Below are 20,769 nucleotides of genomic sequence, written 5' to 3'. Positions count from 1 at the left end.
GAAGCGACCCAGTCACTGGGATGAAAGCGTGCAGTTTCAACCGCACATGATATCAGTCTCATGCATACCGGGATTCAGTTTCTATCATTGGTGTGATATCGGGAGCGCGCGTAATCTGGGAGCACTTCGTCGCCGAGCAACGCTTGCGGCGGCCAGTCGTCACAGGGTTGAGGCCACGGCCCAGCGGCCTGATGACGATTCAGATCACATGTCGTTTGACCAGATCATTCGCAAGGAGCATTGCATGCAGACACGCTATTACACGATCACCGACTATCCGAAAGGCACCCCGGAACGCGACCTGTTCCAGTTGCGTGAGGAAGAGCTGAGCGAGCTCGGCGAAGGCGAGGTGCGCATTCGCAACAGCTGGCTGTCCGTCGATCCCTACATGCGTGGCCGCATGAGCGGCGTGAAGACCTATATCGACCCCTTCGAGCTCAATGAGCCGCTGCAGGGCGCAGCCGTCGGTGAAGTGATCGAGTCACGTGACTCTCGCTTCAAGAGCGGCGACAAGGTACGTCACATGGGGGGCTGGCGTGACATCGCGCAGCTCTCTGGTGACCAGGTCGAACCGTTGCCAAGCATCGAGGTGCCGGAGCAGGCCTACCTGGGCGTGCTGGGCATGCCGGGCATGACCGCCTGGACCGGCCTCAACATCATCGCCGAGATGAAAGAGGGCGATAATGTGCTGGTCAGTGCGGCCTCCGGTGCGGTCGGCTCGCTCGCCGTGCAGCTGGCCAAGGCCAAGGGCGGCACCGTCGTCGGCATCGCCGGCAGCCAGGAAAAGCTCGATTGGCTGGAAGTGCGGGGCGTCAAGGCGGTCAGCTACAAGGGCAAGGATGCCGAGCAGCTGACGAAGGCGCTCAAGGAAGCCTGCCCAGACGGCTTCGATGTCTACTACGAGAATGTCGGCGGTGATTGCCTGGTGGCGGCGCTGAACAACCTGAATGTCGGCGCACGCATCGCCGTCTGCGGCATGATCTCCAGCTACAACGATACCGAGGCGGCGCCAGGCCCCTCGAACATCTCGATGATCCTGATCCGCCGCGCGCGCATGCAAGGCTTCATCGTCTTCGATCACTGGCAGAACTACAGCCGCTTCCTCGAAGAGGTAGGGCCGCAGGTCGCCAAGGGCGATATCGACTACGAAGAGACGGTGGAACAAGGGCTCGAGCAGACGCCGGACGCCTTCCTCAAGCTGTTCTCGGGTGGCAACAAGGGCAAGATGCTGGTGCGTCTCTGATCTTAGAACTGAGTGCTGAGAACTGACACAGCATTACTGAAGACCCGAACACCTGAGCGCCGCGCGAATGCGCGCTGCTCAGGCAGTCACGAAAGGCTCGCTGCGGCGGGCCTTTTGCGTGGGTGGCCAGGCGTTTGTCATCACGCATTACTGGTCATCACACATTACTGGTCATCACGCATTACTGGTCGTCAAATATCACTGGTCGTCAGGATTGGTGACTCTCACGAACCAAAGACGTGCGGCCTGCGCTCTACTTTGGTCTTGGTCACTGCTCTAGAATGCAGGCCATCGTTCGTGGGCAGGTGGCGTCATCGTCGCGTTTATCTGTCATTTTCCCACATATCACTCTGTGTCAGGTGGCGCCTGACCACGGCCCTGTCATCTCATGTAGCCGTGTCGCCCCTGACTCCGCGAGGAGAGCATCATGCAGGACTTTACCTATCAGAACCCGACCCGCGTGCACTTCGGTGCCGGCCAGATCGCCAAGGTGCGTGACGAGATTCCGGCGGATGCCCGCGTGCTGGTCACCTACGGTGGTGGGTCGATCAAGTGCAACGGCGTGATGGATCAGATCGAAGCCGCACTGGAAGGCCGTCAGTGGTGGAGCTTCGGCGGCATCGAGCCGAACCCGAGCTATCACACCCTTCTCGAAGCCCTGGAAGTCATCAAGCGCGAGAAGATCGATTATCTGCTGGCCGTCGGAGGTGGCAGCGTCGCCGATGGCAGCAAGTTCCTCGCGCTCGCCGCCTGTCATGCCGGTGATCCGTGGGAAATTCTCGCCGAGGGCAAGCACCCCGAGACGGCGCTGCCGCTGGGTGTGGTGCTGACACTGCCGGCCACGGGCTCCGAGTCCAATGGCAACGCCGTGGTCACCAACTACGAGACCCACGACAAGCTGCCGATGTTCAGTGAGCTGGCCTACCCGCGTTTCGCGGTGCTGGACCCGGCCACCACCTTGACCCTGCCGGAGCGTCAGAGCGTGAATGGCGTCGTCGATGCCTTCATCCACGTCAGCGAGCAGTACCTGACCTATCCGGTCAATGCGCCGGTGCAGGACCGCTTCTCCGAGGGGCTGCTGATGACGCTGATCGAGGAAGGCCCCAAGGTGCTGAGCCAGCCGGATGATCTGGCCGTGCGCGCCAACATCATGTGGGCCGCCAACCTGGGGCTCAACGGCCTGATCGGGCGTGGCGTGCCGCAGGACTGGGCCACCCACATGATCGGTCACGAGATCACCGCACTGCACGGTGTCGATCATGGTCGCACCCTGACCATCGTGATGCCGGCGCTGTGGGAAGAGCTGTTCGAGGCCAAGCGTGCCAAGCTGGCGCAATACGGTCGCCGCGTCTGGGCGCTGGAGGGCGATGAGGAGAGCGTCGCGCGCGCCGCCATCGACAAGACCCGTGAGTTCTTCACTCGTCTGGGCGCGCCGGTGTCGTTGAGCGAAGCCGGTATCAGTGCCGACAGCATCGATCAGCTGGTCGACAATCTGACCCGTCACGGCTTCACCGCCATCGGTGAGCACGGCGATATCACGCCGGACGTGGCGCGTCGTATCCTGACCCGCGCTGCCTGATCGCACGCGTCAGTCAGGCTCGAGTGTCAGCCTCAAACCCCTCGTCACCCCTGGTGGCGAGGGGTTTTGCGTATCTCCCTCCTTGTCTCCCCCCTTGTTGCAGCTTGCCGATCGCCAGATCGCGTCACGCCCAAGAGCTGGATTCGCTTGACGAGACTCCGTCGTCGCCCAGTTTTTGTTACTCTATAACCTTTTGCACGCCCTTCATCTTGCGGAGATTTCAGCATGTCTGTGGCTTCACACGGCGCCAGAAGTGGCGACGCTCCGACGGAACCGGTTCCGGTTCCGGTGCATCTGATCACCGGCTTTTTGGGCACGGGCAAGAGCAGTTTCATCCAGGCATTGGTCGCGGCCAAGCCTGCGGATGAACACTGGGCGATCCTGGTCAATGAGTTCGGGCAGGTGGGGATCGATCAGGCGCTGTTTGCCGGGCGCGAGGATGTCAGCGTCAAGGGGCTGCCCGGCGGGTGTCTGTGCTGCCAGCTGGCCTTCGTGCTGCAGGCGGGGCTGGTCAGTCTGATCCACCAGACGCGTCCTGATCGTCTGATCATCGAGCCCTCGGGGCTGGGGCATCCGGCGGGGCTGATCGATGTACTGCGCAGTGAAGGGCTGGCCTTGGCGCTTGCGCTTGAGGAAGTCATTACCCTGCTGGACCCGCGTGCACTGGACGATACCCGCACTCGCGAACACGGCACCTTCCAGGACCAGTTGACGCTGGCGGGCGGCGTGGTGCTTAGCAAGCGTGATCTGGCGACTGAGCAGCAGCTGGCGGCCGCGCATGAGTTTCTGGCGGGGATGTGGCCGCGCAAGCGCTGGGTCGGTGAACTGGGCAGAGCCGACGGCGAAAGCCAGCCGCCGCAGGCTCGCATGGCCGATCAGAAGGTCGCGCTGATCGATTGGCTGCTGTCAGCAGAGCGCGCGCCTCAGCGCCAGGGTGGCGGGCACGTAAGCGCAGCGCGTGAAGACCAGCCCGAGATCAGCATGCCGGCCGCCCATCGCGCTGCACGGGATAGGGCGCGTCTGGCGCAGGCCAGTGCTGAGCCGTCCGCCTCAGACATGATGCCATTGCCCGGCGCACCGGTGATCGAGCAGGCCGAGGGGCTTGAGCATGCCAGTCTGGGCTGGCGAATCGCCGCAAGCGAGGTCTTCGATCTCGATCAGCTGACCCAGTGGCTGGATGGCCTGCCGCGTGAGTGGCGCATCAAGGGCATCTTTCATACCCAGGATGGTTGGCGCAGCTATAACCGCGCCAATGGGCGTGCCGAGCTTGCGCCGTCCAGTTGGCGCGAGGATTCGCGGCTTGAGCTGATTGCACCGCTGGACGGGCAGGAGCAGGGGCAGGAAGGGATGGTGGCTGTGTTGCCGCTTGAGGATTCCCGTCAGCTGAATGCGGCCTTGCTGGCCTGTCGCAGCGACGGCGCCGCCAGGCCCTTCAACTTCTTCGGCGAGTGAGCTGAGACGCGTCCTTCAGGGCGCGCCTTTCACGTCAGGCGTTCCCACTCGCCGATCAGGCGCAGGGCCTCTTCGCGGGAATCGCCACACAGCTCGTGATCGAAATCGAAGTCGCCGCACACCGCTGGGCGCTGCGGCGTGCCGAACAGCTTGCACAGATTGTCGTCATCCAGCTGCACGCAACGCACCCCCGCCGGCTTGCCATTCGGCATGCCGGGAATCGGGCTCGAGATCGAGGGGGCGATGCAGCAGCCGCCGCAACCGGCACGACAGCCGGGAGCGGCAGCTTCTGCAGAAGGGGCGGCGGTCTGCGTCATGAGGTGGCGGACGTGTCTTCGTGCTCGGGAAGGACGAGAGGCTCGCGCGCCGTCTGCGGGGTATGCCGCGCGATGGCGCCCTTGTTGATGCCCTCGTAGGCTTCGACGCGGATGCTGTCACCGCTGTCGAGGGCGATCTGGCGCGCCAGCCAGTCGGCGATCCACTCGATGGTGGTCGGTGTCGGCAGCAGCCAGACCTGCTTGCGCGGCAGGCGGATGCGGAACCTGCCCTGCGGCGCTTCATAGCTGAATACCAGCTCACGTCCCGGGCGGTCGATCAGATCGCCTTCCTCGGCCAGGTAGCGGTCGTTGAGCTTCTCTGCCCACTCGGCTTCCAGCGCCTTGTCCCGCACACCATTGCGCTCGATGATCAGCGGAGAGCGATGCCCATGCGCGATACGCTGGCAGTTGCCACTGTGATGACGCAGGCCATGGCTGTAGGTGTAGGCGGCGCCGTCGATGGTCTCGTCTCGCAGACGCACGCGCAGCGCCTCGACGCGCGGCGGCAGGCGGCGAGTCAGCAGCTTCTCGAAGTGGTTGGCCAGCACCTCGGTGGTGACCTCGGTCACCGGCAGCAGGGAGAAGGCCTGACGCGGGCCGCGCACTTCCATGGCGTAGGGCTGTGTGAAGCGCAGGCACAGTCCTTCCGGGCAGTCCGTGACGCTCACGCCATCGGCCTGACTGGGCACGATCAGGGTGTGATCGGCGTCCTGATCGATCATGCGCTTGGCCCACGGCTTGACGTCGCCGAAGTCGAACAGCATGCCGTCATGGCCGACGGCGCCGTCCAGCTCCAGGTCCAGATGCTGGCTGATGCCGTACAGGCCGCGGGTATTGCTCCACACCGAGGCATCCACCGCGGTGAGGGCCCTGACGAACAGGGTCTTGGGAGTCATTGCGGTCATCAATCGATACCACTGATCTTGTGAGTCTGCAGCGAGAGCTGCCACTGGGGATTGCGCATGCAGTAGCTGACACACTGGTTCATCGGCGAGTCGGACGCCAGCACCTCGCGGTAATGCTCGCGGGCTGCGGCAGGCGCGGGCAGGGCATCGAGGGCGGCGGTATCCAGTGGCTGCAGATAGAAGTGCGCGAAGTCCAGGCTGACGAAGCGCTCCGGCAGGGCCTCCGGCTGCGGGTAGACGAGCTTGAGCTCATCGCCGCCGGTGAGGACCAGCTCGCTTGCGCCCTTGGGGCTGACGCACAGCCAGTCGATGCCGACAGGCGGCTCGACGGTGCCGTTGGTCTCCACCGCGATCTCGAAGCCGCGGGCGTGCATCGCGTCCACCAGCTCGCTGTCGAGCTGCAACAGCGGCTCACCGCCGGTGAAGACCATATAGGGCGTGGCGATGCCGGTGTGCTCCGGCCACAGGCTGGCCAAAAAGTCTGCCAGCGCGTTTGCGGTGCGGAACTTGCCGCCATTCTGGCCGTTGGTGCCGACGAAATCGGTGTCGCAGAAGCGGCAGACCGAGGTGTCGCGGTCCTGCTCGCGGCCACTCCACAGATTGCAGCCGGCAAAGCGGCAGAACACGCTGGCGCGCCCTGCGCGAGCACCTTCGCCCTGCAGGGTGTAGAACGCTTCCTTTACCGTATACATCAGAGAGTGCCTGTGCCCTTGGCCGAGTCGGTCGTTTCGTAACCGAGCGGATCGCTCAGCCCATGGGCGGCGAAGGCCTCGAGACGCTCACGGCAGCTGCCGCATTCCCCGCAGGCCAGCTCGCGGCCTTCGTAGCAGGTCCAGGTCTGGGCGTAATCGAGCTGCATGGCGATGCCGGCGGCCAGAATCTCGTCCTTGCTGGCGTGCAGGAAGGGCGCGCGAATCTCGACTGGGGAGAAGTTGGCGATCGCGGCGACGGCGTTCATCTTGTCGACGAACTCCGGACGGCAATCCGGGTAGAGCACGTGATCGCCACCGTGGGCACCATAGAAGCAGACCTCGGCCTCGATGTTGACGGCCTTGGCGATGGCCAGTGACAGCAGGATCATGTTGCGGTTGGGCACCACGGTCGAGGTCATGGAGGCCTCGTCGTAGTCGGCCTTGGGCATCGCCTGGTCACTGTTGGTCAGCGCGGAGTTGTCGATCAGGCCATGGATGGCGCGAATGTCGACGACTTCGTGGGCGACGCCCAGCGACTCGCAGACCTGGCGTGCGACGTCGAGCTCACGCGAGTGACGTTGGCCATAATGGAAGGAGAGGGCATGTACCTCGAAGCCTTCCTTCAGCGCCTGGTGCAGGACAGTGTAGGAGTCCATGCCACCGGAGTAGATGACGACGGCGCGGGGACGCTCTGCAGAGGAGGCAGAAGCGGGTACAGCGGAATTCTGGACGTTGAGAGTCATGACGGAGAATTTCTTTGACCGATGGATTCGGCGCCCGGGATCCGGTCCGGGCGAAACGGGCGCCTATCCTACTCTTCCACACGCCTTGATGCCACTCGTGCACTGGTGCGGGGCGCGGATACGCCGCCTGTCGCCAGGTTCGGAAGCGGCCATGGCAGCCAAGCGTTGAGTCGGCGAGAAAATAGCCTTGGTACCCGCACCACAGGCTGGCATAGACTCGGAGTATTAGCGAAGCGTAGAGAGAGTCGTCTGCGTGCTGCACGCTTGCCCACCTAGTGCTTTCCCTTATGGCACGCACTTCGGGATGACGGGTTGAGGAGCCGGTTGAGTGGCTTGCCGAATGGCGCTTGGAGTGGCTCTCGCAATGGCGCCTGGTGCAGCGTCAAGTGACAGGCGAGTCGGGGAGGCGCTGGCGTTCAAGTGTGGGCTCAAAAGGGCGATCAGAAGAGACAAAGTGCAGCAGTCTGGCGCCTGGTGATGTCCATAGGAGGAGTAGCATGGGCGCCCGGATATTGCCGCATTAGCCATGCGGCCCGGGCCTTGCGGCAGCCAGCGGCGACAATGAAAGCAGGTGTAAGCAGATAAGCGCGAGAACAGCCGGAAGCGTGAATGACGTGTCATGTCCCGGCGGTGTTACCCGCGTTGCGCCAGCCAACGGCCAGCATCACTGGCGACAGGCGGCCCTTGCGGGGCATCAAGCCATTTTCCTTATGACTGCAGGTGGAGTGAGCGTGCCTCTCGATATCTTGATCAAATTGCTGTCGTCCATCGAAGAGCCGTTGTGGATTCATGACCGCTTCGGCCAACTCGCCTGGACGTCGCCGCGCGCTCGACAGGAAGACAGGGTGCCGGAGCTGCCATCCCCGCTGCCCAAGCAGCCGGAGCCTTGTGGCATCAGCGGCCAGCCCGGCTTCTGGTTGATGGGCATCACCGGCGAGCTGGGAGAATGGCTGCTGGTGCAGAAGGCCAATCTGCCGTGGCGCATGGCGATCTTCGATGCCGAGTGTCTGGTGGCCAACACCTGTGGCTGGCAGGAGCTGTTCGGCACCGAGCGGCCGCGTCTCGAGCCGGTCAGCGAGCGGCGAGTCCGCCTCAAGGCGCCGTTCTCGGGGCTGGCGGAGGCCCGGGCGGCCGGGGTGGATGACAAGGTCTTGATCGCCCTGCGCCGCCTGCAGCCCATCAACCTGCTGTCGCGCGATCGCTTCAATGCCCAGATCGATGAACTGCTGCTGGAAGAAAGCGTCGACGGCAGCATCGATGGCGGCATCATCTATCTGTCGCTGACCCACCTGGAAATCATCAACTCGGCGCACGGTGCCGAGCGTATCGATCCGCTGCTGGAGCGGGTGGCAGAAGCCATGTCCCTGCAGTATCGCGACGCCCTGGTCTGCCGCCCGCTGGGCAATGCCTTCGCGCTGTTCTTCGTCGGGGATGAGGCCAGCCTGATCGCGCGTGCCAACGAGCTGTGCGAACGGCTGGTGATGCTGATGCGACTGGATGGCAAGGCCCTGCCGGTCACGGCGCGGGTCGGCATCAGCCTGGCGCCGCAGCACGCGCGGCGTGCCCATCGCCTGATGCATCTGGCCGAACTCGCCATGTTGCACGGGGAATACGATGACATCGATGTCTGCGGCCCCCTGCATGTGTTCTCGCCCGGCGCGCACATGCAGCACCTCAACGACTATCGCCTGACCAGTGACCTGCGCGAGCATCTCGAAGAGCTGGATCTCGCCTTCCAGCCCCAGTTCGACCTCGCCAGTGGCGAGGCCGTCGGCGTCGAGGTGCTGGTGCGCTGGGACCACCCCGAGCTTGGCACCATCGGGCCGGGGCGCTTTATCCCGCTGGCGGAGCAGTACGGCTTGATCGGCACCGTCGGCGCGCGGGTGATGGACACGGCCCTCTCGGCGACGCGTGATCTGGTGACGCCCAACGGCAAGCCTTTGTCGGTGGCGATCAATGTCTCGGCTCAGGAGTTTCGTGACCCCGGCTTCCCCGAGCGCGTCTCGGAGGCTCTGGCGCGCCATGACTTCGCGCCGGAACGCCTGGAGCTCGAGATCACCGAATCCTCACGCGTGCCGGATCTCGATCGCGTCGTGGAGCGACTCACCGGCCTGATCGAACGCGGCGTGCGCCTGGCGATCGATGATTTCGGCACCGGCTTCGCGTCACTGCTCTACGTGCGCGACCTGCGTGCTTGCCGCCTCAAGGTCGATCAGCGCTTCGTCGGTAGCCTTGACCATGATGCCCGCGACCGCGCCATCGTCTCCCACGCGATCTCGCTGGCCGACAGCCTGGGCATGGAGGTGCTGGCGGAGGGTGTCGAGACCGCAGAGCAGGAGCGCCTGCTGGTCGAGATGGGGTGCCATCTGGTGCAGGGCTTCCGCTATGCACGGCCCAAGCGCCTGCCGGAGCTGGTCGAGTGGCTCAAGCGCAAGCCGTCGATCCATCCCTGCCCCTGAGTGTTTCTCTTGGTGGGAGCTAGTTGAAGGGCGCTGAAGTGAAAGGCGCTTGAAATGAAGGGGCCTGAAATGAAAGGTGCCTGAAATGAAAACGCCCGCCACGCAGTGACTCTGCATGGCGGGCGTTTTCATTGTGAGCATTCGGGCCTGGCAGTGGCCGCGGGAGGTGACGGCGTGCGTTCAGACTCGAGAGCCGTGGCGACGTCTCATTCGCTGCAACCGCTACCGTAACCGTACATGTTCTCGAAGCCCGGAATGCGCTGCTCCCAGACGGGCGGCGTGCCGACGACCTCCTGCAGGCAATCGCTGAAGCGACGCGTCTTCTGCGGCAGGTACTGGCGGTGCGGGTAGACCAGGTGGATCGAAGGCAGTGGCTTCATCGGCACGTTGGTCAACAGCGGCACCAGCTCGCCGTTCAGGATCTCGTCCTTGATGTTGATCGCGGACACCATGCCATAGCAGGCGCCCGACTTGATGGCGCCGATCAGCACGTCGGCATCATTGACCTTGAGGCGTGAATCCAGCGCCACCTTTTCTTCGACACCGCTCTCGGTGCAGACGCGCAGGCGATCGAGAATGAAGCCATCGCGCGAATACACCGCTGCCGGCAGGCCAGACAGATCGGCAGGGGTCTGGGGCATGCCGTGACGCTCGATGAAGGCCGGCGAGGCACAGATCAGGTGACGGTGTGCAGCCAGCGGACGCGCGATCAGGTTGGAGTCTTCCAGCTCCGACATGCGAATGGCCAGGTCATAACCGCCGCCGATCAGGTCGGTCAGGTGGTCTTCCAGGCGCACTTCCACCTGGGTGTCCGGGTAGCGCTCCATGTACAGGCGCACGGCCTGGGCGACATAGGTGCGCCCGAAGTGGCTCGGGCTGGTGATCTTCAGGATGCCGCGCGGGCCATCCTGATAGGCGCCGGCCACATCGTCGGTATCTTCCAGCACTTCACGCAGACGCAGTGCGTGCTGATGGATCTCGCGCCCGGCATCCGTCAGGGCCAGCGAGCGAGTCGAGCGATTGAACAGGCGAATCTGCAGTTCTTCTTCCAGACGGCTGATCTGCTTGGAGACCACCGAGCGGTTGACCTGACGATGGTCAGCCGCCTTGGAAAAACTCTGTGCTTCTACCACATCGAGAAACAGCAACAAACGGGATGCTTTATCCACGGTCTGACCTCTCGTGATGCCATGGGGAGGGGAACACTCTGCCAGCCATCCGTGAGGCAGTCAGTGCATATAAAGCGACGGTCCAACTTCGGTAGCAGTCGATAATCGGTGACATTGCATGGGTCATCATCACGAATCCAGGTGACGGAAATCCCTGACAAGGTGAGTTTATCACGGTCACTGTTTCCTCTAATACCACGCATCAACGCGTTTCTCGCTCTTCCTGTTGCCGACAATGCATCAAAGACATGTCCCACTGAGCCTATCTGGGGTCCGGCGAAATCCCTAGAATCATCCCTCCAGCGTCACGGAAGTGTTCCGACGCCTTTACCTTCATCCAACCAGCCATGCTCGACATGCTGGGAGTGAGTTCATGTCTTCTTCTATGTCCACCGACGCCTCTGCAACATCGACCCCGCCAACGTCGGAAACGCCGACGACGCGTGAGCTGATGTCACGCCTGTGGCGCAGCACCTTGCCGATGACACTCGGCATCATGGGATTGCTGGGCTTCAACCTGGTCGATGCCGCCTTCGTCTCGCATCTGGGCACCGCGCCGCTGGCCGCGCAATCCTTCACCTTCCCGCTGACCTTTCTGATCATCGGGGTGCAGGTTGGCATGGGCATCGCGATCGCCGCGATCGTCTCGCGCACCCTGGGCGCCGAGGATGAGGCGCGTGCCCGGCGTCTGGGCGGTGTGGTGCTGCTGGGATCCGGTGTGTTGATGGCACTGCTGATGCTGCTGTTGTGGGTCATCAGGGTGCCAGCCTTCGAGTTGCTGGGTGCCAATGCCACTGAAATGACGCTGATCGAGGTCTATTGGGGCCCATCGCTGATCGCCAGCTGGCTGGGGGCCATGGCCTATGTGCTCTACAGCCTGTTCCGCGCCCACGGCGACACGCGTCTGCCGGGCGAGATGATGCTGCTGACCAGTGTCTTCAACCTGGTGCTGGACCCGCTGCTGATCTTCGGCGCGGGGCCGCTGCCCGGCTTCGGCCTGGCGGGGGCTGCCTGGGCGACCGTACTCTCCTTCGGGGTCGGGCTTGCCATCACGGCAGTCAAGCTCTCACGCCGCGACTGGATGGAATATCGCGGCCTGTGGGCCGAATGGCAGGCCTCGCGCCGCCAGCTGGCGGGAATCGCGATACCCGCGATTCTGTGCCAGATGATGCCGGCGCTCTCCGCGATGCTGGTCACCGCCATCGTCGCGGGACTGGGCCAGACGGAGGTGGCCGCCTGGGGGATCGCCTCACGCCTGGAAACCTTCTCGCTGATCGTGGTGCTGGCCTTGACCATGTCGCTGCCGCCGTGGCTGGGGCGCTGCTATGGTGCCGGCCGTTGGCAGGAAATTCGCCGCCTGATGAACCTGGCCGCCCGCGTGGTGGTGATCTGGCAGCTGGTGCTGGGCATCATCGCCGCAGTGCTGGCGACACCGCTGGCCTATGTGCTGGTGGGCAGTGACGAGGTCTCGGCGGCACTGGCGGTTCTGCTGCCGTGGATGTTGCCCAGCTACTCCTTCCTCGGTATCTGCATGCTGGTCGTGTCGGCTGCCAACGCGCTGGGGTGGCCGCTGCGTGCCACGGCGTTGTCCTTCGTGCGTCTCTTCATCTGCTTCATGCCGGCGGTATGGCTGGGGGCACATCTGGATGGGCTGCGCGGTGTCGCCATCGGCTCGGCGATCGGCAACCTGCTGGCGGGTGTGGTGGCATGGCGCGTCTATCGTCAGGCCCTGGGCGACCGCGGCAAGTTAGTGCGTCGCCATGCCTATGTCGCGACGACCTGATCGACCGGGCCCTCATGGCGTCCAGCACGTGCGCTCCCTTGAGATGTCAGGCGCCATTCAGAAGATTCTGCCCGGAAGGTCCTACAGGAGACCCTGCCAGTAGACCTTGTCAGAAGCCCCGTCAGCAGTCCCGATGAGAAGCACCGAAAGCGGCCATTCCAAAAATGGCCGCTTTTTTGTTTTTTATCACTGCCATGATGCGAAATTTACCTGCTTATTTTCTGATATAGGGTCTCATAACAGAATATTAACCGTGGTTTGCGCCTCTATACTGGATGCATTCAGGTCAAGCCACTGCGAGTCGCCTTGTCGACCGGTGTTGGCCTTCATCGTCTTTATTCGCTGCCGAGTGCGCGAATACGCCTGTCATTTGCCGTGGGGCGCGGCTTGCAGTCATGGGGTAGGCCAACATGAAGATTCTTGTACTCGGTAGCGGCGTCGTCGGTGTCACCAGTGCCTATTATCTGGCGCGTCAGGGGCATGAGGTCACGGTCGTCGACCGTCAGGCCAGCCCGGCGATGGAAACCAGCTACGGCAACGCCGGTCAGGTCTCCTTCGGCTTCTCCTCGCCGTGGGCGGCGCCGGGCATTCCGCAGAAAGCCGTCAAGTGGATGTTCCAGGAGCATGCGCCGCTCAAGATCCAGCCGCGCATGGACCCGCAGATGGCCAAGTTCATGGTCAAGATGTTCGCCAACTGCAACGCCGACCGCTATGCCGTCAACAAGGAGCGCATGGTACGGGTCTCCGAGTACAGTCGCGCCTGCATCAATGCCCTGCGCGAAGAGACCGGGCTGCGTTACGAAGACCGTCAGAAGGGGCTGTTGCAGCTGTTTCGTACCCAGGCGCAGGTCGATGCCGTGCAGAGCGACATGAAGGTACTGGCGGGCTGTGGCGTGCGCCACCAGCTGCTGGACGCCGACGCCTGTGCCACGGTGGAGCCGGCACTGACCCGCGTACCGGGCAAGTTCATCGCCGGCCTGCACCTGCCGGATGACCAGACCGGTGATTGCCATCTGTTCACCAATCGGCTGGCGGATTACTGCCGCGACACCCTGGGCGTCAATTTCGTCTTCAATACCACCATTCAGCGCATCCAGCGCAGCGGCAGCCGCATTGAGAAGGTCATCACCGACCGTGGCGAGATGACCGCAGACAGCTACGTGATGTGTCTGGGCAGCTACTCGCCGTTCCTGGCGCGGGATCTGGATCTGGACCTGCCGATCTATCCGGTCAAGGGCTACAGCCTGACCGTGCCGATCATCAATGCCGATGCCGCGCCGCAGTCCACCGTGATGGACGAGACCTTCAAGGTCGCGCTGACGCGCTTCGATGACCGTATCCGCGTCGGTGGCACCGCCGAGCTGGCCTCGTTCGATCTTTCCTTGATCGAGAAGCGCCGTGCGACCATCAACATGGTGGTGCGTGATGTGTTCCCGGAAGCCGGTGACTATGCGCGGGCGGAATTCTGGGCCGGCCTGCGTCCGATGACGCCGGATTCCACGCCGATCATCGGTGGCACCAAGTATGACAATCTGTGGTTGAACACCGGACACGGCACCCTGGGCTGGACCATGAGCTGCGGCAGTGCGAGTCTGTTGGCGGACCTGGTGGATGGTCGCAAGCCCTCCATCGATCCCAATGGTCTCAGTCTTGGTCGCTACGCTGCCTGATGCTCAGAGCAGTGTCTGTGTCTGTGTCTGTGTCTGTGTCTGTAACAGTGAGAGTGTCAGTGGCTGCGCCAGGGTCTGCCAGGCAGTGCGTACTGCCGTGTAGTCGTCTTTTTTCGAGTGTCTCTCCGTCAACTGATTGAACAAGGAATTGCGCATGACCAAGCAGATTATCTCTACCGAGTCCGCACCGGCTGCCATCGGCCCGTATTCCCAGGCGGTGCGCACGGGTAATCTGGTGTTCCTGTCCGGCCAGATCCCGCTGGACCCGGCGACCATGGAAGTGGTGGAAGGCGGTTTTGAAGCCCAGGCAGACCAGGTGTTCCGCAATCTCAAGGCGGTGTGTGAAGCCTCCGGTGGCAGCCTGGATCAGCTGGTCAAGGTCAATCTGTTCCTGACCGACCTCAGCAACTTCGCCGTGGTCAACACGCTGATGGAGCAGTACTTCAGCCAGCCGTATCCAGCGCGTGCGGCCGTCGGCGTCAAGGAGCTGCCCAAGGGCGTGCTGTTTGAAGCAGAAGGTGTACTGGCACTCTCCTGATCGCTCGTCGATTGTCGGTCTGCACGAGCGGCCGCTCTGAACCAGTGGCCGCTCTGAACGACCGACTGGCGTGAATCGATGCCTTGTCTCTCACTCCCCTCGCTGATTCATCAGCGGGGGGAGTGTCGTTTCAGGGGTCGTGACGTCCTCTAGGCAGCTTGAGCGTGACATTTGGTGCCAGCATGATTAGCGTAAGGCTAAATAAGCCAGCGCCCAGCGCTGACTCTCGGAGCATCGCGGACGAACCCTTCAAGGAGCAACACCATGGCGCAGTCAGACACAGGCACCCGTGAACCCGGCATACGGCTGCGTCAGCTGGAAATGCTGTGGGCGGTGATCGAGTGTGGCTCGATGAAAGGCGGTGCCGCGCAACTGGGGATCAGCGTGCCGGTGGTCTCGCGGGGCTTGGCACAGCTCGAGCAGACGCTGGGCTATTCGTTGTTTCTGCGCGAGGGCGGCAAGCTGGTGCCGACCCCGGAAGCCGAGCGCCTGACGCCATCACTCGCCCGGATGTTCAGCGCTCAATCCGAGCTCAGACGACTGGCCTTCGGGCCGGGCAGCGGCAAGCGTCCGCGTCTCGTGCTGGCGGTCACGCCCGGTCTGGAGGCCTTCAGTGCCGGTTGGCTGACACGCATCGCGGCCAGTGAAGCCTTGAGTGAGTGGCTGCCCAGTCTGGAAGTGCTCGAGGTGTCACAGCATGATCTCGCCATCCGCGAGGGGCGGGTCGCGATGGCGGTGAGCCTGGAAGCACCGCCGGAGCCACAGGGCGGCAAGCGTGCCAAGACGGCGGCGGCACGCGCCCGCGAGCTCAAGGCCAGCCTGCGTCAGCGCGCGCGCGAGGAGACGACTCTCATCGAAGGCGATGACGATGAGGCAAAGCCCGCCGCCAAGGCTGCCATGCCCGAGTTGGGGGATACGCCGGAGCTGCCGTTTGACGTCGAGGATGATGCGCACAATGCCGAAGGGACCGCTTCCCGCAGTGGGAAAAGTGAAGAGGCCAGTGACGAGGCGCAAGCCGAGGCACCGCCCGCGCTGAAGCTGCCCTTGATGCTGCTGTGGCCCTCACGCTGGCCGCTGCTGGACAAGCCGCTGACCCTTGCACGTCTCAATGAACGCCCCTTCGTGGATCTGCCGGAAACCAGCAGTCAGGGGCGCTTGATTCGTGGGCTGCTCAAGCGTGAGCGTGTGACGCCGGCGAGTCTGCTGGAAGTCGCCACGTCGGCCAGCGCCGGGCGTCTGGCGCGCACGGGCAGTGCCGCCACCATCATTGATGCGCTGTCGGCGCTGCAGGTGCTCGAGGACGCCAGAGGCGACCTGATCGGTCTGCCGCTCTCGATGCGCAGCGAGCGCTATCTGGAGCTCAAGTGGCAGTTGCCGACGGCCGAGGAAGGGGAATCGCTGCACGCGGTGCAGGCCCTGCTGATCAGTCTGCTCGAAGAGGAGGTGGCGGCGAGTCTTGCCCGCTTGCCGCTGGCGGACGAAGAAGGCTGATCGGCATGACGGCGCAGGCGTCTGGCGGAAGCCTTGCCTCAGAGTAGAGAGCAGACCAGACAGCAAGTCAGACAACCGACCATTAAAAAACCCCGCCGATTGGCGGGGTTTTCTTGTCTTCACGACAGCGCTCGCTCGGGCTCAGCCCTTGACGACGGTCGCGATGGCCTTGGCCACGTAGGGCAGGTTCTCGGTGGAGAAGCCGGCCACGTTGGCACGCCCGGAGCGCACCATGTAGATGCCGAACTCGTCACGCAGGCGATCGACCTGTTCCGGCGAAAGGCCGGTGTAGGAGAACATGCCACGCTGTTCGGCGATGAAGGCGAACTGCTCATCCAGACCATACGGCTTGAGTGCCTCGACGAAGTCACGACGCAGGCCGTTGATGCGCTCACGCATCTCGGTCAGCTCGCTTTGCCACTCGCCACGCAGGGTGTCGTCCTCGAGGATATCGATGACCACCGCACCGCCATGTGCCGGCGGATTGGAGTAGTTCTCGCGCGCGGTGATCGCGGCCTGGGAGCGCACGTCGAGCATGCTCTCCTCGTCCTTGGCGATCAGGATCAGGCAGCCGGTGCGCTCGCAGTAGATGCCGAAGTTCTTGGAGCAGGAGCTGGTGATGATGGCTTCATCGACATTCTCGGCCAGCAGGCGCACGCCGTAGGCGTCTTCTTCCAGGCCGTCACCGAAGCCCTGGTAGGCGAAGTCGATCAGCGGCATCAGCTTGCGCGCCTGGACGACTTCCAGCACCTGGTCCCACTGCTCGCGGCTCAGATCGAAACCGGTCGGGTTGTGGCAGCAGGCGTGCAGCACCACCACGTCACCTTCCGGGATGGTCTTGAGCGTCGCCAGCATGCCATCGAAGTCGAGGCGGTTGTTCTCGTCGACGTAGGGGTAGTTGTGGCGCGTGACGCCAGCGGCGTCGAAGATGCCCAGGTGGTTCGGCCAGGTCGGGGTGGACAGCCAGATATCACGTCCCTTGAGGTTGCTGGCGATGAAGTCCGCGGCCAGACGCAGGGCACCGGTACCGCCGGGCGCCTGGGTGGCGCTGGCGCGATTGGCGGCCAGCACCGGCGACTCGGCGCCCAGCACCATCGGCAGTACGGCCTTGCCGAAGCGCGGGTCGCCGTGGGAGCCGATGTAGGTCTTGGTGACTTCATTCTCGACCAGGCGGTTCTCGGCCTGCTTGACCGCACGCATGACCGGCGTATTGCCGTTCGCATCGCGATAGACGCCCACGCCGAGGTCGACCTTCTGCGGGTTGGTGTCGTTGTTGAAGGCTTCGATCAGGCCGAGGATGGCATCCCCGGGTACACGCGCAATCTGCTCGAACATCTTATTTCGCTACCTCGTCGGTTCTGGCGGCCATGATGAAATCGTTCTTGTGCAGACCCTTCATCTCGTGGGACCACCAGGTCACGGTGACCTTGCCCCACTCGGTGAGAAGTGCCGGGTGGTGCCCGACTTCCTCGGCAATCTCGCCTACGCGATTGGTGAATGCCAGTGCCTGCTTGAAATTGCGGAACGTGAAGCACCGTTCCAGTTGCATGATGCCATCGCGATTGAGCAACTGCCACTCGGGAATGGCGGTCTTGAGCGTCTCGATGTCGCTATCGCTGACCTTGGGCGCATCGAAGCTGCAGGCTTCACAGGACTGTCTGGCGAGTTCGGTCATGTCACTATCTCCGGCTTGAGGAAAGAGGGGGCTGGTGAAAAGGCGTACCCCTTGGGGCAAGGGTGCTGGTGCGATCAACGTGGTGCGAAGCGCGGCGTCTTGAGGCCGAGGGCCATGGCCTCGTGCACCAGCGCCATGATGTCGCGGCTGGCGAGTTCATGCAGGTCGTCCAGTGACTCAAGGACATAGTAGAGCGGCTGCAGGATGTCGATGCGATACGGGGTGCGCAGTGCCTCGACGGCATCGAAGGGCAGATGCGCGGGGCGCTCGAGACTCTCCGCAAGCTCACCCAGGGCGTAGCGGGTCTCGCGCGGCGAGGAGATGATGCCGCCGCCGTAGAGGCGCAGCGCACGGCTGCCGTCGGGTTGAGTCTCGCGCAGCATGCCGAATTCCACCGTCATCCAGTAGAGGCGGGCCAGATAGACGCGCTCTTCCTTGCTGGCGGCGAGACCGAGGCGTCCGTAGGTGGCGGTGAACTCGGCGAAGGCGGGGTGGGTGAGCATCGGGCAGTGGCCGAAGATCTCGTGGAAGATGTCCGGCTCTTGCAGATAGTCGAGTTCTTGCGGGGAGCGGATGAAGGTGGCGACCGGGAAGCGCCGCTCGGCGAGCAGCTCGAAGAAGCGCGTGAAGGGAATCAAGGCCGGCACACGTGCGGTTCGCCAGCCGGTGGTGGCCTCGAGGACACGATCGACCTCACCAAGTTGGGGGATGCGGTCCTCCGGCAGGGCAAGGCGCTCGAGCCCTTGCCGATACTCGCGACAGACACGCCCCTCGACCAGCGCCATCTGGCGCGCCATCAGTGTCTGCCAGGTGGCGTTTTCCTGATCGCTGTAATGGATCCGGCCCCGGGCATCCGGCTCATGGGCCACGTAGCGGGTGCCCTTGGCCTTGGTTTGCGAGCCGGGCTGAGCTTTTTGGGATGTCTGTGGCCAATGACGACCCTGCGGTGCATTCATGCAACCTCCCCAACCAGATGGCGGCGCTGCCGAGCAGGCTGCCGTGTTGTCATTATGGCGTACATGCCAGTCCTTGCATGTCGATGACAACGCTAGGCCTTGTCGGGTGGCGTTGACCAGTGGTCAGGCGTGGCTCTGCGCCGCAGATAACGCTGCGTTGGCGCGTGTCTTGTCACATATTTGTGACACTGGAGCGGTAATCGGGCGCATCCTGTGCCATTCGGGCGCTCGTGCACTGCTGTGTCGCCGTCTTTTGTAAGGAATGCTTTACGACGTTTTTGATAACGCTTACGTTAACGTCACTCAGCCGTCCGTCGCTAAGCTGTCCGTCGCCAAGCCGCCCGTCACTCGAGCGGCGCCGCCAGGCCGGCGACACGATTTCGATGACAATGCCAACAAGAATTCCAACGACAATGCCGATAACGCCATGCGCCTCAAATTGACCTGCCAGAATCGAATCGGGATTCTGCGCGACATCCTGGCCCCCTTTGCCGATTATGGCCTCAACGTGCTGCGCGGTGAGGTCGGCGGAGAGGCCAACAACTCCATCTATCTGCATGTGCCCAACATGCTGCGCATGCAGCTCTCGACCCTGAAGCCGACCCTCGAGGAGATTCCCGGGGTCTTCAAGGTCAGTCGCGTCAGTCTGATGCCCACCGAGCGACGCCATCTGGAGCTCAATGCACTGCTGTCATCGCTGTCAGACCCGGTGATGTCCATCGACATGGATGGCCGCGTGGTGGCGGCCAATCGCGCGGCGGGCAAGTTGCTCGGGGTGCGCATCGATGAGGTGCCGGGGCTGGCGCTGACGCGTCATGTCCAGGATGTCGACCTGCCGGAACTGATCCGGCGCAACAATGCCCGCGTCAATGGCCTGCGCCTGCGGGTGGGGGAGGAGACCTTCCTCGCCGATATCGCGCCACTGCATACCGAGAACGAGGATGTCGCCTCGCTGGCGGGCGCCGTGGTCACCCTGCATCGTGCAGACCGCCTGGGCTCGCGTATCTATCAGATCCAGCGCACCGAGGTGCGTGGCTTCGAAGCGATATTCCAGGCGAGCCGTCAGCTGTCGGCAGTGGTCAAGGAGGCTCGCCGCATGGCACCGCTGGATGCGCCGCTCTTGATCGAGGGCGAGACCGGCACCGGCAAGGAGCTGCTGGCGCGTGCCTGCCACCTGGCAAGCCCTCGCGGCCAGGCCCCCTTCATGGCGCTCAATTGCGCGGGGCTGCCGGAATCGATGGCCGAGACGGAGCTGTTCGGTTACGCCCCGGGCGCCTTCGAGGGCGCACGGCCGGAGGGCAAGCTGGGCCTGCTGGAGCTGACCAGCGGCGGCACCATCTTCCTGGATGAGGTCGGCGAGATGAGTCCGCGCATGCAGGTCAAGCTGCTGCGCTTTTTGCAGGACGGCGGTTTCCGGCGTGTCGGCAGCGATGAGGAGACCTTCCTCGATGTGCGCGTGATCTGCGCCACTCAACAGGACCTGCCGGCACTGTGCAGCGAAGGGCGCTTCCGCCACGATCTCTTCCATCGCCTCAATGTACTGTGTGTGCAGATCCCGCCGCTCAGGGAATGTCTGGATGGACTCGAGGAGCTGGCGCGACATTTCCTCGAGCGGGCGGTGCGTCAGATCGGCGCTCGCGTGCGGGATATCTCACCCGAGGCCATGGCGCGCCTGCAGGGCTATCACTGGCCGGGCAACGTGCGTCAGCTGGAGAACGTGCTGTTCCAGGCCGTCTCGCTGTGCGATGGCGAGGTGATCGAGGCGCAGCATCTGCGCCTGACCGGTGAGGCGCGTGATGAGGGGCTCGACAACATCGACCTGACCGGCAGTCTGGGCGATATCCATGACGAGGTCGAACGGCGCATCCTGGCGCATCTCTACCCCGAGTATCCGTCCAGCCGATTGCTGGCCAAGCGCCTGGGGGTCTCGCATACCACCATCGCCAACAAGCTCAAGCGTCACGGCATCGCGCAGGAATGACCCGCGGTGTAGGTGATGGCGGGACAGAAGAGGTAGCAGGGCGAGAGGAAAGCAGACGAGCAGTAAAAGGGGAAAGAGGAGAAGAGGAAGAAGACAAGTCAGAAGACAGAAGCGCA

The 20,769-nt window shown here is 63.4% G+C and carries 17 protein-coding genes; 9 read left to right on the top strand and 8 right to left on the bottom strand.

Going from position 1 to position 20,769, the window contains the following annotated elements; all coding sequences use genetic code 11:
- Nucleotides 1-244: 244 nt before the first annotated feature.
- The 3 genes from AOG28_RS04510 (at nucleotide 245) to AOG28_RS04500 (ending at nucleotide 4,274) form a co-directional block, all read left to right on the top strand.
- Nucleotides 245-1,243 (top strand): NADP-dependent oxidoreductase, encoded by a 999-nt coding sequence (locus tag AOG28_RS04510; RefSeq protein WP_054555491.1) that lies wholly within the window; start codon nucleotides 245-247, stop codon nucleotides 1,241-1,243.
- A 427-nt stretch (nucleotides 1,244-1,670) separates the two neighbouring features.
- Nucleotides 1,671-2,822, top strand: a complete 1,152-nt coding sequence (locus AOG28_RS04505; protein ID WP_054555490.1) for an iron-containing alcohol dehydrogenase — start codon at nucleotides 1,671-1,673, stop codon at nucleotides 2,820-2,822.
- 225 nt (nucleotides 2,823-3,047) lie between these two features.
- The gene (locus tag AOG28_RS04500; RefSeq protein ID WP_082388262.1) at nucleotides 3,048-4,274 is read left to right on the top strand and encodes a CobW family GTP-binding protein; all 1,227 of its coding nucleotides are present in this window, start codon (nucleotides 3,048-3,050) and stop codon (nucleotides 4,272-4,274) included.
- Nucleotides 4,275-4,303: 29 nt separating this feature from the next.
- Here the strand turns inward: AOG28_RS04500 and AOG28_RS04495 are convergent, their stop codons facing one another.
- Genes AOG28_RS04495 through queC form a run of 4 tightly spaced genes read right to left on the bottom strand, consistent with a single transcriptional unit; the run spans nucleotide 4,304 to nucleotide 6,931 of the window.
- The gene (locus AOG28_RS04495; RefSeq protein ID WP_054555488.1) at nucleotides 4,304-4,591 is read right to left on the bottom strand and encodes a YkgJ family cysteine cluster protein; all 288 of its coding nucleotides are present in this window, start codon (nucleotides 4,589-4,591) and stop codon (nucleotides 4,304-4,306) included.
- Nucleotides 4,588-5,487, bottom strand: a complete 900-nt coding sequence (locus tag AOG28_RS04490; RefSeq protein WP_054555487.1) for a 6-carboxytetrahydropterin synthase — start codon at nucleotides 5,485-5,487, stop codon at nucleotides 4,588-4,590. The genes AOG28_RS04495 and AOG28_RS04490 overlap by 4 nt, the downstream gene beginning before the upstream one ends.
- 8 nt (nucleotides 5,488-5,495) lie before the next feature.
- Nucleotides 5,496-6,188 (bottom strand): 7-carboxy-7-deazaguanine synthase, encoded by a 693-nt coding sequence (queE, locus tag AOG28_RS04485; protein WP_054555486.1) that lies wholly within the window; start codon nucleotides 6,186-6,188, stop codon nucleotides 5,496-5,498.
- Nucleotides 6,188-6,931, bottom strand: a complete 744-nt coding sequence (gene queC, locus AOG28_RS04480; RefSeq protein WP_054555485.1) for a 7-cyano-7-deazaguanine synthase QueC — start codon at nucleotides 6,929-6,931, stop codon at nucleotides 6,188-6,190. The genes queE and queC overlap by 1 nt, the downstream gene beginning before the upstream one ends.
- Nucleotides 6,932-7,662: 731 nt before the next feature.
- Between queC and AOG28_RS04475 the strand changes: the two genes are divergently transcribed.
- Nucleotides 7,663-9,390: a putative bifunctional diguanylate cyclase/phosphodiesterase gene (locus tag AOG28_RS04475; RefSeq protein ID WP_052384227.1), complete on the top strand. Its 1,728-nt coding sequence runs from the start codon at nucleotides 7,663-7,665 to the stop codon at nucleotides 9,388-9,390.
- Between the two features lie 206 nt (nucleotides 9,391-9,596).
- Here the strand turns inward: AOG28_RS04475 and AOG28_RS04470 are convergent, their stop codons facing one another.
- On the bottom strand, nucleotides 9,597-10,559 hold the full coding sequence (locus AOG28_RS04470) for a LysR family transcriptional regulator (RefSeq protein ID WP_043331288.1): 963 nt from the start codon (nucleotides 10,557-10,559) through the stop codon (nucleotides 9,597-9,599).
- 373 nt (nucleotides 10,560-10,932) lie between these two features.
- Here AOG28_RS04470 and AOG28_RS04465 point away from each other — a divergent pair, with 373 nt between their 5' ends.
- From AOG28_RS04465 to AOG28_RS04450, 4 genes are all read left to right on the top strand, one after another.
- Nucleotides 10,933-12,342 carry an MATE family efflux transporter gene (locus AOG28_RS04465; RefSeq protein WP_442854944.1) on the top strand — a complete coding sequence of 470 codons (1,410 nt, stop codon included), beginning with the start codon at nucleotides 10,933-10,935 and terminating at the stop codon, nucleotides 12,340-12,342.
- Nucleotides 12,343-12,752: 410 nt separating this feature from the next.
- A complete protein-coding gene (locus AOG28_RS04460) occupies nucleotides 12,753-14,012 on the top strand; it encodes a D-amino acid dehydrogenase (protein WP_054555483.1) in 1,260 nt (419 codons plus the stop codon).
- 154 nt (nucleotides 14,013-14,166) lie between these two features.
- Nucleotides 14,167-14,550, top strand: a complete 384-nt coding sequence (locus tag AOG28_RS04455; protein ID WP_043331285.1) for a RidA family protein — start codon at nucleotides 14,167-14,169, stop codon at nucleotides 14,548-14,550.
- 264 nt (nucleotides 14,551-14,814) lie between these two features.
- Nucleotides 14,815-16,041: a LysR family transcriptional regulator gene (locus tag AOG28_RS04450; protein WP_054555482.1), complete on the top strand. Its 1,227-nt coding sequence runs from the start codon at nucleotides 14,815-14,817 to the stop codon at nucleotides 16,039-16,041.
- A gap of 141 nt (nucleotides 16,042-16,182) precedes the next feature.
- On the opposite strand, the gene AOG28_RS04445 is transcribed toward AOG28_RS04450, so the two are convergent.
- From AOG28_RS04445 to phhA, 3 genes are all read right to left on the bottom strand, one after another.
- Nucleotides 16,183-17,376: an amino acid aminotransferase gene (locus AOG28_RS04445; protein ID WP_054555481.1), complete on the bottom strand. Its 1,194-nt coding sequence runs from the start codon at nucleotides 17,374-17,376 to the stop codon at nucleotides 16,183-16,185.
- Nucleotide 17,377: 1 nt separating this feature from the next.
- Nucleotides 17,378-17,716, bottom strand: a complete 339-nt coding sequence (locus AOG28_RS04440; RefSeq protein ID WP_054555480.1) for a 4a-hydroxytetrahydrobiopterin dehydratase — start codon at nucleotides 17,714-17,716, stop codon at nucleotides 17,378-17,380.
- A gap of 74 nt (nucleotides 17,717-17,790) precedes the next feature.
- Nucleotides 17,791-18,672, bottom strand: coding sequence for a phenylalanine 4-monooxygenase (gene phhA / locus AOG28_RS04435; protein ID WP_082388257.1), 882 nt, complete (start codon nucleotides 18,670-18,672; stop codon nucleotides 17,791-17,793).
- A gap of 427 nt (nucleotides 18,673-19,099) precedes the next feature.
- Between phhA and AOG28_RS04430 the strand changes: the two genes are divergently transcribed.
- On the top strand, nucleotides 19,100-20,653 hold the full coding sequence (locus AOG28_RS04430; RefSeq protein ID WP_043331281.1) for a sigma-54-dependent transcriptional regulator: 1,554 nt from the start codon (nucleotides 19,100-19,102) through the stop codon (nucleotides 20,651-20,653).
- Nucleotides 20,654-20,769 lie beyond the last annotated feature (116 nt).

Source organism: Cobetia sp. UCD-24C (genome assembly GCF_001306765.1).
In the GTDB taxonomy this organism is placed as follows: domain Bacteria; phylum Pseudomonadota; class Gammaproteobacteria; order Pseudomonadales; family Halomonadaceae; genus Cobetia; species Cobetia amphilecti.
Note: the sequence above shows the minus strand (reverse complement) of the source record. Positions and strands in the feature narration are given on the sequence as shown.

Coding starts and splice junctions, on each gene's coding strand:
- AOG28_RS04510 (WP_054555491.1), top strand. CDS start 245: ATGCAGACACGCTATTACACGATCACCGACTATCCGAAAGGCACCCCG.
- AOG28_RS04505 (WP_054555490.1), top strand. CDS start 1,671: ATGCAGGACTTTACCTATCAGAACCCGACCCGCGTGCACTTCGGTGCC.
- AOG28_RS04500 (WP_082388262.1), top strand. CDS start 3,048: ATGTCTGTGGCTTCACACGGCGCCAGAAGTGGCGACGCTCCGACGGAA.
- AOG28_RS04495 (WP_054555488.1), bottom strand. CDS start 4,591: ATGACGCAGACCGCCGCCCCTTCTGCAGAAGCTGCCGCTCCCGGCTGT.
- AOG28_RS04490 (WP_054555487.1), bottom strand. CDS start 5,487: ATGACTCCCAAGACCCTGTTCGTCAGGGCCCTCACCGCGGTGGATGCC.
- queE (WP_054555486.1), bottom strand. CDS start 6,188: ATGTATACGGTAAAGGAAGCGTTCTACACCCTGCAGGGCGAAGGTGCT.
- queC (WP_054555485.1), bottom strand. CDS start 6,931: ATGACTCTCAACGTCCAGAATTCCGCTGTACCCGCTTCTGCCTCCTCT.
- AOG28_RS04465 (WP_442854944.1), top strand. CDS start 10,933: ATGTCTTCTTCTATGTCCACCGACGCCTCTGCAACATCGACCCCGCCA.
- AOG28_RS04460 (WP_054555483.1), top strand. CDS start 12,753: ATGAAGATTCTTGTACTCGGTAGCGGCGTCGTCGGTGTCACCAGTGCC.
- AOG28_RS04455 (WP_043331285.1), top strand. CDS start 14,167: ATGACCAAGCAGATTATCTCTACCGAGTCCGCACCGGCTGCCATCGGC.
- AOG28_RS04450 (WP_054555482.1), top strand. CDS start 14,815: ATGGCGCAGTCAGACACAGGCACCCGTGAACCCGGCATACGGCTGCGT.
- AOG28_RS04445 (WP_054555481.1), bottom strand. CDS start 17,376: ATGTTCGAGCAGATTGCGCGTGTACCCGGGGATGCCATCCTCGGCCTG.
- AOG28_RS04440 (WP_054555480.1), bottom strand. CDS start 17,716: ATGACCGAACTCGCCAGACAGTCCTGTGAAGCCTGCAGCTTCGATGCG.
- phhA (WP_082388257.1), bottom strand. CDS start 18,672: ATGAATGCACCGCAGGGTCGTCATTGGCCACAGACATCCCAAAAAGCT.
- AOG28_RS04430 (WP_043331281.1), top strand. CDS start 19,100: ATGCGCCTCAAATTGACCTGCCAGAATCGAATCGGGATTCTGCGCGAC.